Annotated in this window: 6 protein-coding genes and 1 pseudogene; 2 read left to right on the top strand and 5 right to left on the bottom strand. The window is 36.7% G+C overall.

Annotated elements, in window-relative coordinates:
* Positions 1 to 834: 834 nt before the first annotated feature.
* Both BN67_RS02545 and BN67_RS02540 read left to right on the top strand, forming a co-directional pair.
* Entirely contained in the window at positions 835 to 2,049 is a 1,215-nt protein-coding gene (locus tag BN67_RS02545) for an NADP-dependent isocitrate dehydrogenase (protein ID WP_019222586.1), read from the top strand.
* A 117-nt stretch (positions 2,050 to 2,166) separates the two neighbouring features.
* Positions 2,167 to 3,594, top strand: coding sequence for an MFS transporter (locus BN67_RS02540; protein WP_019222585.1), 1,428 nt, complete (start codon positions 2,167 to 2,169; stop codon positions 3,592 to 3,594).
* Positions 3,595 to 3,632: 38 nt separating this feature from the next.
* Here the strand turns inward: BN67_RS02540 and BN67_RS12515 are convergent.
* From BN67_RS12515 to coaD, 5 genes and pseudogenes are all read right to left on the bottom strand, one after another.
* Positions 3,633 to 4,831: pseudogene (locus tag BN67_RS12515) on the bottom strand (MFS transporter).
* Positions 4,832 to 6,186: 1,355 nt separating this feature from the next.
* Positions 6,187 to 7,305 (bottom strand): tRNA guanosine(34) transglycosylase Tgt, encoded by a 1,119-nt coding sequence (gene tgt, locus BN67_RS02525; protein ID WP_019222583.1) that lies wholly within the window; start codon positions 7,303 to 7,305, stop codon positions 6,187 to 6,189.
* A gap of 1,511 nt (positions 7,306 to 8,816) precedes the next feature.
* Positions 8,817 to 9,329, bottom strand: a complete 513-nt coding sequence (locus tag BN67_RS02515) for a peptidylprolyl isomerase (protein WP_019222581.1) — start codon at positions 9,327 to 9,329, stop codon at positions 8,817 to 8,819.
* 17 nt (positions 9,330 to 9,346) lie between these two features.
* A complete protein-coding gene (locus tag BN67_RS02510) occupies positions 9,347 to 9,940 on the bottom strand; it encodes a peptidylprolyl isomerase (protein WP_019222580.1) in 594 nt (197 codons plus the stop codon).
* 17 nt (positions 9,941 to 9,957) lie between these two features.
* The gene (coaD, locus tag BN67_RS02505; protein ID WP_019222579.1) at positions 9,958 to 10,446 is read right to left on the bottom strand and encodes a pantetheine-phosphate adenylyltransferase; all 489 of its coding nucleotides are present in this window, start codon (positions 10,444 to 10,446) and stop codon (positions 9,958 to 9,960) included.
* Positions 10,447 to 10,461 lie beyond the last annotated feature (15 nt).

Raw genomic sequence — 10,461 nt, 5'->3', positions numbered from 1 at the left:
CTCCTCCAGTACGTAACATTTTTAAATGCAAGCGCACGTAAACATTAGTTTCCAGAGGAGGTAAATGAGCTATTTTTAGTAGCAAAGTATTTGCAAAAAATCTTACACGCGACAATTTAGTTTCCATAACGCCACCTTACTTTTTCATTGAGAGAGATAAAATTACCCATCTTTGTTTTGAGACTGTTCAGATCGTCTTCAAAGCTCTTGACCTCTTTCTCAACTTCTGAACTCCACAAACCGCCAGCATCTGTTTTAATCAGTCGACCGCTTATCTACTTTTTTGAAATCTTAGGGATCCCCAAATAAAAGTAGGAGAATAGGATTCTAAGTACTATACTCCGTAACCACATTTTGGCGACTCGTTTTAGAGGAAAAGAATCACCACTCCTAATTCTTTCTGCTCCACCTTTTAATGTAAAAAATGCCTCAGCAGCCTCACAAGCATGCCAACAACTTCATGATAAAAAGAATCAGAAGGTTAAAAAGCTCACTTCAAGCATTTGATCCATTTTCTTGAAATGCTATCTCTCCCTCTAAATCATATAGCTCCGTACGCTTACTCCATAGAAAAAAACTTTTTTATACTCTCTATAAATATTCATTGAACCCTTACATTGAGAGAAGCTTTTCCTCAACTAGACAATCGTCATATCTTAGCAAAGATATTAACTTCTTTTAATGAACAAATTTCTTAATAAAACTTAATATCTATGAAGAACGATCTCGTTAAATTACGTTTGTATTATTCATCTCTATCGCTCTTGTTTTCACTTTTCATTATAAGTCTGAAAGTGTTATAAAATAATATCACTCAAGTAAAAAGGACTTCTAATGGCAAAGATCAAAGTAGAAAACCCCGTTGTTGAACTCGATGGAGATGAAATGACTCGTATCATCTGGAAATATATCAAGGACAAACTGATTCATCCCTATCTCGACATTGATCTAAAATATTACGATCTTTCCGTCGAAAATCGAGATGCAACCAATGATCAGATCACTGTCGATTCAGCCCATGCTATCAAAACATATGGGGTTGGCATAAAATGTGCAACGATTACGCCTGATGAAGCACGTGTTAAAGAATTTAACTTAAAAAAAATGTGGAAATCCCCCAATGGAACAATTCGCAATATTTTAGGAGGGATTATTTTCCGTGAACCTATTATCTGCAAAAATGTTCCCCGTCTTGTTCCTAACTGGACAAAACCAATTATTATCGGACGTCATGCCTTTGGTGACCAATATAAAGCAACTGATTTTACATTTCCTGGCAAAGGAAAATTAAGTATTCAATTTGTTGGCGATGATAACCAAGTTATAGAACATGAAGTTTTTGACGCTCCAAGCGCAGGAATTGCTATGGCTATGTATAATCTTGATGAATCAATTCGTGACTTCGCGCGAGCATCTTTTAATTATGGGCTACAGCGGAAACTTCCTGTCTATCTTGCAACAAAAAATACCATTTTAAAAACTTATGATGGTCGTTTTAAAGACATCTTTCAAGAAATATTTGATAGCGAATTCAAAAATGAATTTGAAAGTCATAAATTACACTATGAACATCGTCTTATTGATGACATGGTAGCCTCTTCCCTTAAATGGTCAGGTGGCTATGTTTGGGCATGTAAAAACTATGATGGTGATGTCCAGTCTGATATTGTTGCTCAAGGCTTTGGTTCTCTTGGTCTTATGACTTCTGTTCTCATGACACCAGATGGTAAAATCGTTGAGGCCGAAGCTGCACATGGAACCGTAACACGCCATTACCGTCAGCATCAAAGAAATGAAGAAACGTCAACAAATTCCATTGCCTCTATTTTCGCATGGACCCGTGGTTTAGCACACCGTGCAAAACTAGATAACAATGAAGCATTAAAAAACTTTGCCACAACATTAGAAGAAGTTTGTATTAAAACCGTTGAAGCAGGTTTTATGACCAAAGATCTTGCTCTTTTAATTGGACCTCAACAAAAATGGCTTTCTACAACAGGTTTTCTTGATAAAATTGATGAAAATCTCAAAAAAGCAATGGGCAACTGAAATATAACTTATTTTTCAAAGCTCTTTGCAAAGAAGAGCTTTGAATCTGCTCTTGGAAAATTTAAAAAACTGCCTTATAAAGTGAAAAGGTCAAATTTTTACTAAAAAGCAAAAACAGTGGAAAAACAAAGCTGGTCTGCACTTTTATTGGGCAAAAGTGGTGTTCTGTTTTTAACGTTTACAGGCGGTGTTATATTACACGCGACCAGTGTTTATATCGTTGTTACTATTTTGCCCTCTCTTATAAATGATATTGGCAGTGAGCTTTATTATTCGTGGGTAGTGACTGTTTTTATTACAGCGTCCCTCCTGGGGACTTCACTTACAACAAAAATATTAGCAAAGATAGGGCCTCGCAGAGCTTATGTACTCTCTGGACTCATCTTTATCTTAGGCACTTTCATATGCAGCATTGCTTTAACAATGCCATTATTTTTAATAGGACGCTTTATTCAAGGGTTTGGAAGCGGTTCTTTACTATCCCTCTCCTATTCTATGGTACGTATTGTTTTCAAGCCATCCTTATGGTCGCATTCATTGAGTATTATCTCAGGAATGTGGGGAATATCAACTTTGTTAGGACCAGCTATTGGTGGTATTTCTGTACAATATGGCGTATGGAGAATATCTTTTTGGATCATCGGCGCATTAGCAATCATTTTCTCACTTATAGCCTTAAAAGTTTTACCAAAAGAAAATAAAAACTATGTTCCAAAATCCCCTCTTCCCCTCCCTCAACTTTTTACACTCACCTTGATGATTTTTATCATTTCCTCTGGAGGAGCTATGGAAGCTACGATTGCAAAAATTTGCGGACTTGTTATCGGACTCAGTCTTCTTCTTATTTTAATAAAAATTGAGTTATCTACACTTCACCCTATGTTACCGCGCAATTCTTTTTCCTTCTCTTCTGAGTTTTTTCCTGTTTACACATTGATCCTCATTATGACAATCATAGTGTATAGTATAGAGCTTTATTTCCCACTTTTTCTGCAAAAACTTCATGGACAAGCTCCACTTATTGCTGGTTATATGGCAACGCTCATGAGCCTTGGTTGGACATGTGGGGCCCTATCAAGTGCTGGGATATCTGCAAAAAAAATTCGCAAAGTCATTATATATTCCCCCATATTAAGCCTATTAGGCATAAGCATTCTTCTGTGGCTTATCCCAACAGAAGTTTCCGCACCTAGATATATTCTTATGATTTGTTTATCTTTGTTCGCTATCGGAATAAGCGCTGGCATAGCATGGCCGCATTTGTTAACACGGATCCTACAATGCGCAACAGATGAAGATTCTCTACGGGCTAGCGAATCTCTAACCTCTGTACAGCTTTTTTCAGCTGCATTAAGTGCAATACTTGCAGGGATAATCACCAATCTTGCTGGCCTCTTTAATCCTGGAGGAACAATAGGAATGATTTTAGCCGCAAAAACCCTTATTGCAACACTCATCAGTCTCTTATTTTTCCTTGGTATTCCATTGGCTCTCCGTGTTTCTCATAATATAGATAAAAACCCAGCAGGAAAAACAACAAAATAAACAAAAATATTTCCTATCTCAATAATGATAAAGAAATATCAACCACGCTTTTCTGCATACCATGAAAAACAAAAAATCAATAATCCACATAGGGTTAAAACACCTCCTACAAGAGAAGTATATTCATAACTATAACCTAACTTTAAAATCCACGCTCCAGATTCTGCTCCAAGCGCATTGGCAATATTAAATGCAGACTGCATTAACGCTCCTGCTAAAATCTGTCCATGAAGAGCAACATCCATAATTTTTGTTTGTATAGAAGGCATCGCTGCAAAAGAAGTCCCCACAAGGAAGCATCCTAACGCTACCGTTATTGGAGTATAGGATAAAAAGAAAAAAGAAAAAAAACAAATACACTCCAAAGCATCGCAAAAAATATCAGCGGCGAAATACCAAGTTTTGCTGCCAATTTGGGTCCTCCAATATTCCCCACAACCATTCCTAATCCGACTAACGGCATAATAAATGGTACAAAATCAAGTGAAACACAAGAAATATGCATTAATGTTGATTTAATATAAGTAAAAACAGAAAATAATCCTGACGCGCCAACCGAAACCATCACCAAGAGAAGCCACACTTGCTTTTTTCTTAATACCCCCAATTCATCTAAAGGACTTGTTATGGGGGTATTTGAAACAAAAGGTAAGAACTTCCAAATAAGCAAACAACACAATAAAGCGATGATCCCTACAAGAATAAAAGCAGTCTGCCAGGAAACAAGCTGACCAATCCAGGTCGCACCTGGTGCTCCCAAAACCGTCGCAATCGTTAAACCAAGCATAACATAACCAACAGCTTTAGAACGCTCATTCATTTTCACCATTGAAGCAGCCACCATAGTCGCAAGACCGAAATAAATACCATGAGGCAGACCACTAATAAACCGCAATACCACTAATATGCCAAAATCAGAAAAAAAAGCACTCGCAATATTTGCCAGTGCATAAAAAAACATCAGCCCTATCAAAACAGCTTTGCGCGGTAACTTAGCTGTTGCGAGTGCCAAAAGAGGCGCTCCAATCACAACACCCAGTGCATAAGCAGAAATATATTGCCCTGCTGTCGGAATATCAACATAAGAACTCCGTGCCATCTCTGGCTGTAGTCCCATTGCAACAAATTCAGCAGTACCAATAGCAAAGCTTCCCACTGCAAAAGCTAAAATTGTCAAACGCCGCGTTCTAGAATTCATTTCTGATACAAGAAAATTTTCTCTATACGAATTTTTCATTTTATCATTTCTCATAGAGCGAAACTTTCATCGTGAATATCTGTAAGCTGTATAAATAAATGCACGATCTTCTTATATTGCTGGCTGAGACTTTCCAACAAAAATATTAAAATTACCACATGCCGGCATTGTCATTCTATCCACAAGCTCATGCTCTATTGACCAACTCATGCTGTTGCAACACCCCTTGCATGAAGGTGATTCATGAAAGGCATTTTCCCCTTTTCTTTGATATTTTTTATCCTCATGCCAATCTCGCTTATAGTGGACAAGCAAATGAACAAAATTATTTTAGCATAAAGAGGTTTGAAATGAGAAAATCTTATAATATTCGGGGTTATGTTTCAAGGCAAATAACAACAAATTATCATTATAAATCAATGTGTTATTATAATAAAATCAGAGCTTTGCTTTTAGAAAACAGTATAATTATTTAGAGAGATATCATAAACAGCAGATATTTTACCCTTTAATATATTATTATGCATAAAACCCTGTAACGACGTGACAACTGCACATGCCATAATTTAAATAGAATTCCCACAATGAAAACATCATTGTCAGGCTAATATAAATCACGCGCTTTGAAATTTTAACTACTTTTACTTTCTAAAGCTTTAATTCAAACCTAGACAGCTTTAGAATCATTTATAGAAGAACTTTTTACCGCCATTAAACTCTAAAATTTTTTAACACAACAACGAAACACCTTGATGATTTCATGCACAAACAAAGCATATCAAGAGTTTTTATTGAGACTTCATGATTTCACTGATAAAAAAACACAAAACATCTCATAAAAAATGCAATTTTCATACTTCCTTAAGGGTTCGCTAACTCCTCATTAACATTGTTGATCTAAACAGTCATCAGAAACAGAAACAAACTGTTTTTCTCCGGATCAGGTAGCGCGTACCGGAGTAACGGTTTCTGTGTGTGACGCGTTGTAGAAACATAAACCAATAAATTGCACGTTTATCTTTTAGAATAGGGCAATTTTATGCACGCCGGCACTATCATTCTATTTACCAGCTCATGTATGTTGCCAACAGCTTTTGCATGAAGGTTGTTCATGAGAGGTATTTTTCCTCCTTTCTTCACTAATTTTATCCACATGTTACTCGCGCTTATAATGTATAAGCCAAGTGCACAAAATTTTCTCAACATGAAGAGATTTGAAATGAGAGAATCTTACGAATACTCGAGGTTATGATTCAAGATACATAAAGACAAGTTATCATTATAAATCAATATGTTGTTATTTTTTTAAAAAAAGTATTTTTAAGTCAATCTTTAAAAACTAAAGATACAAAATGAATGAAGCAATATAAAAATAATCTTTATAAAATTCATACTTAACGTCCTTGCATCCACAAAGCACGCGTTTCAGCACAAAAATCAGCATAACATCCTTCTTCAATGGCGTCACGAATTCCCTGCATAAGCTGTTGGTAGTAAAAAAGATTATTCCAAGTTAACAACATACCACCAAGAGATTCACCTGATTTGATCAAGTGATGTAAATAAGCACAACTATAATCAGAGGCAGCAGGACAAAACGACCGTGAATCAAGAGGGTGTGGATCCTCGGCATAACGCGCATTACGCAAATTAATTCTTCCAAAGCGCGTAAAAGCTAAACCATGACGCCCCGCACGCGTTGGCATAACACAATCAAACATATCAATACCACGAGCAACACTTTGCAAAATATCGTCAGGGGTTCCAACCCCCATAAGATAGCGCGGTTTATCCTCTGGCAAAATGGGACAAGTAGCCTCCAACACAGCTGTCATCACACTCTGCGGTTCACCAACCGCAAGACCTCCAATCGCATAGCCTTTCAAATCCATCTCTTTTAACGCTTTGGCAGAATGTTCGCGCAATTTCATATTATCACCGCCTTGAACAATCCCAAACATTGCTTTGCCTGGCTGATCGCCAAAAGCTGTCTTACAACGCTGCGCCCACCGCAATGAAAGTTCCATAGCAGCTTCCATTTCTTTCTCACTTGTAGGTAATGCAATACACTGATCCAACTGCATCTGAATATCCGCATTAAGAAGACCTTGAATTTCAATAGAACGCTCTGGACTCATTTCATAATACGCCCCATTAATGTAAGAGCGAAAAAGAACACCTTGTTCTGTAATTTTACGAATCCCCGCAAGCGACATGACCTGAAACCCACCAGAATCGGTTAAAATAGGTCCAAACCAGCGTGAAAATTCATGTAAGCCCCCTAAACGCGCGACACGCTCCGCTCCTGGACGCAACATTAAATGATAAGTGTTGCCTAAAATGATATCTGCTCCAAGAGCACGTATCTGATCCATATACATAGCTTTAACGGTTCCTGCCGTCCCAACAGGCATAAATGCGGGTGTGCGGATACACCCACGACCCGTTATAATTTCACCACGACGCGCATAACCATCTTGAGCAATTTTTCTATAATGAAATGTTTTTATCATCACTCTCGTCTTTTCGCTTCTATAAATTCAGCTTTCCATCAAAAGAAAAGCTCTATCTCTCTTGCTCACTACATCATAAAATTTATGGATTGTTTCTCGATTCGCTAGATATTGTCACTAGCATAAAAAGCTCAAACGAGAGAAATAAAGTTTTATTACCAAGCAGTAATCACAAACAAAATAATAACCTCATCTCGTACAAAGAATGAAAGTCCCCTGATAAGATTTTCAAGATATCTATGCTTAATTGACCAAAGGAAATAATGGTGAAACGGCTTTTCAATAAGAACCTGTTCCGGATATTTTTCCTCTTGATCAAAATTTTGCATGAGTAAAAAATTCTCAATACAAAATAAAACTTAGAATAGATTCTATCTACAAAGCAAAACGCCACCGCATCATACCTAGCAGCTTGCAGTATAATTTTCCAACAACACTGGCATTGCGATAGTTTATAACGCCTTATCCTAAATAATTTATCACACATTGCCCATAGTTGTCACAAGCAGGAGAACAGTTCTGATTGACACATCATAAAAAGGAAAGAAGTGGACAATATTTAAAGTTTTCACTCAATATACAAAAGCTAAATTATCATTACAAATCAGCATATTATTATTTCATAGATAAAAATTTTATAGCTCTCTATAAAATGGTAAAAGCGTAAAGACACCTCATCACTTCCAATAAGAGACAAACCAATCGAAGATAACTTTATCACCTTTTTACAAGAGTAAAAATACGCATTTTCACCTTCATATCTTGTGTCTCAATATGAGAATAAAAATATACACAAAGAGAGACATTATGGTGGACATTAATGAAATATTTTATAACTATACTCCAATGATCTTATATCACTCCAATTAGGTGCTTTGCATCCTTAAAAATCTTCAACAAAATATTCTCTTCATCTTTCTTTCAAGAAAGACAATAACTCTTCACCGCATTTCTCCCCTTGTAAAAGACGTTATGAGGTCATAAACGAAAGAGAAAACATAACATGACAATTTTCCTCATTAAAGAGAACAAGATTGTCTCACGAAGGTGACTGACTGCAACCGAACATTTTAAGACAAAGAAAAATGATCCTCTCATCCAAGAAAATCAATTACCGTGCTAATGTAGATTTGATTATTTTTTCAAATTTCACTTACATAATAATAGAAAACGCAAGCAAATTTCAGGTAAAGTACAAAATATCTATAAAAACGGTGAATCCTAGTCAAACTGGCTTATTGTACAAAAATTGCAAATAAGCAGTTTCTCTTAAACAGCAAATTTAAAGCCTACTGTTTTATTGGATAATGTCATTTATCAATGTGCAAACAACACACCACAAACCCATCGCCTCCTAAAGGCTAAGAAAACTTAAAATAAAAATAATGCATAACAACCACTGCCTCTTATTCATGAGAGGCACAAGAACTGATTTCTATTACACTCAAACAACAACGAAAATGAAAACATCATGGCATGATGATCTTATAGCTAAAATAAATACAATGATACTATTTTGTATCAGCAGCAATCGTCGCTTTAATGATGACATCAGGATCTACAACAGGCTCACCGCGTTTAATTTGATCGATATTTTCCATACCATCAATAACCCGCCCCCATATGGAATATTGACGATCAAGCCAAGGAGCATCGGTAAAACAAATAAAGAATTGTGAATTAGCAGAATTTGGATCCTGACTGCGTGCCATAGAAACTGTACCACGCTTATGAGGAATATTTGAAAATTCTGACGTCAGATTAGGTTTTTCTGAACCACCCATTCCCACATGTGATAAATTAAATTTTTCACTATCCTTTTTCCCAAATTGCACATCACCCGTTTGCGCCATAAAGCCCTCAATCACACGATGAAAGACAACGTTATCATAAGCGCCTTCACGCACGAACTCTTTAATACGTGCAACATGACCAGGAGCCAAATCAGCCAAAAGTTCAATAACAACTCTCCCTTTTGTTGTTTCAAGAATTAAGGTATTTTCTAAATCTTTCGTCTCACACATGTAATGGTCTCTTTATTTCATTGATCAGCTTGTAAGGTAGCAGTCTTAATAACATCAGGATTTTTTACAGATCCATTGTTATGTATTGTGCCTTTTTTAATTTTATCAACAACATCCATTCCCTTTATGACCTCTCCAATAACGGTATATTGACCATTTAAAAAAGCAGCATCCTCAAAACAAATAAAAAATTGAGAATTAGCGGAATCACGATCTTGTGCACGTGCCATTCCAACGGTGCCACGCTTAAATGGCTCCTTTGAAAATTCTGCCGGTATATTGGGATAATGAGAGCCACCTGTACCAACGCGTTTAAGATCAAAATCTGCACTATCCTTTTTTCCAAACTTTACATCACCAGTCTGCGCCATAAAACCCGGAATAACACGGTGAAAGACAACATTGTTGTAAGCACCTTCCTCTGTTAACTTCTTGATTTGCACAACATGCTGTAGTGCAAAATCAGGGCGAAGACGGATAACCACATCACCATTTTTGAGGGAGAGGACAAGAATATTAGAATCATCAGCACTGTGAGGATTATGAGCGATAGCATGAAAGGACAAAAAACAAAAAAGACATGTCACAACAGAAAAAACTCTAAAATACATCATCATTTTCCTAAAGATTAAAACTTTAAGCGTAAAACTTTAGCAATATGTGCAGGGACAAAAGGGGCGACATCCCCTCCCATAGAGGCGATCTGTCTTACCAATGTAGAACTTATCACGCGTCCAGAAACACTTGCTGGCAAAAAAACCGTTTGCAATTCAGGAGCCATAATGCCATTCATCCCCGCCATTTGCATTTCATAATCAAAGTCAGTACCATCACGTAATCCACGAATGAGAAACGAAGCGCCAATTTCACGCGCTTTATCGATCAAAAGAGTGTCAAATGAAATAACTTGCAACCGATCAGGACCTATGTTTAACAGATCCTTACCCACTTTGGTAATTAAATCAACACGCTCTTCAAAGCTGAAAAGCGTTTTTTTTTGAGCCTGCACACCTATAGCCACAACCACTCTATCAGCCAGAACAAAACTGCCTTTTAAAATATCAAGATGACCATTTGTAAAAGGATCGAAAGAACCCGCATAAAGAGCAATTTTCATTCTTTTACTCTTCTC

Origin of the sequence: Bartonella rattaustraliani AUST/NH4, assembly GCF_000312565.1 — a bacterium.
Classification (GTDB): Bacteria; Pseudomonadota; Alphaproteobacteria; order Rhizobiales; family Rhizobiaceae; genus Bartonella; species Bartonella rattaustraliani.
Note: the sequence above shows the minus strand (reverse complement) of the source record. Positions and strands in the feature narration are given on the sequence as shown.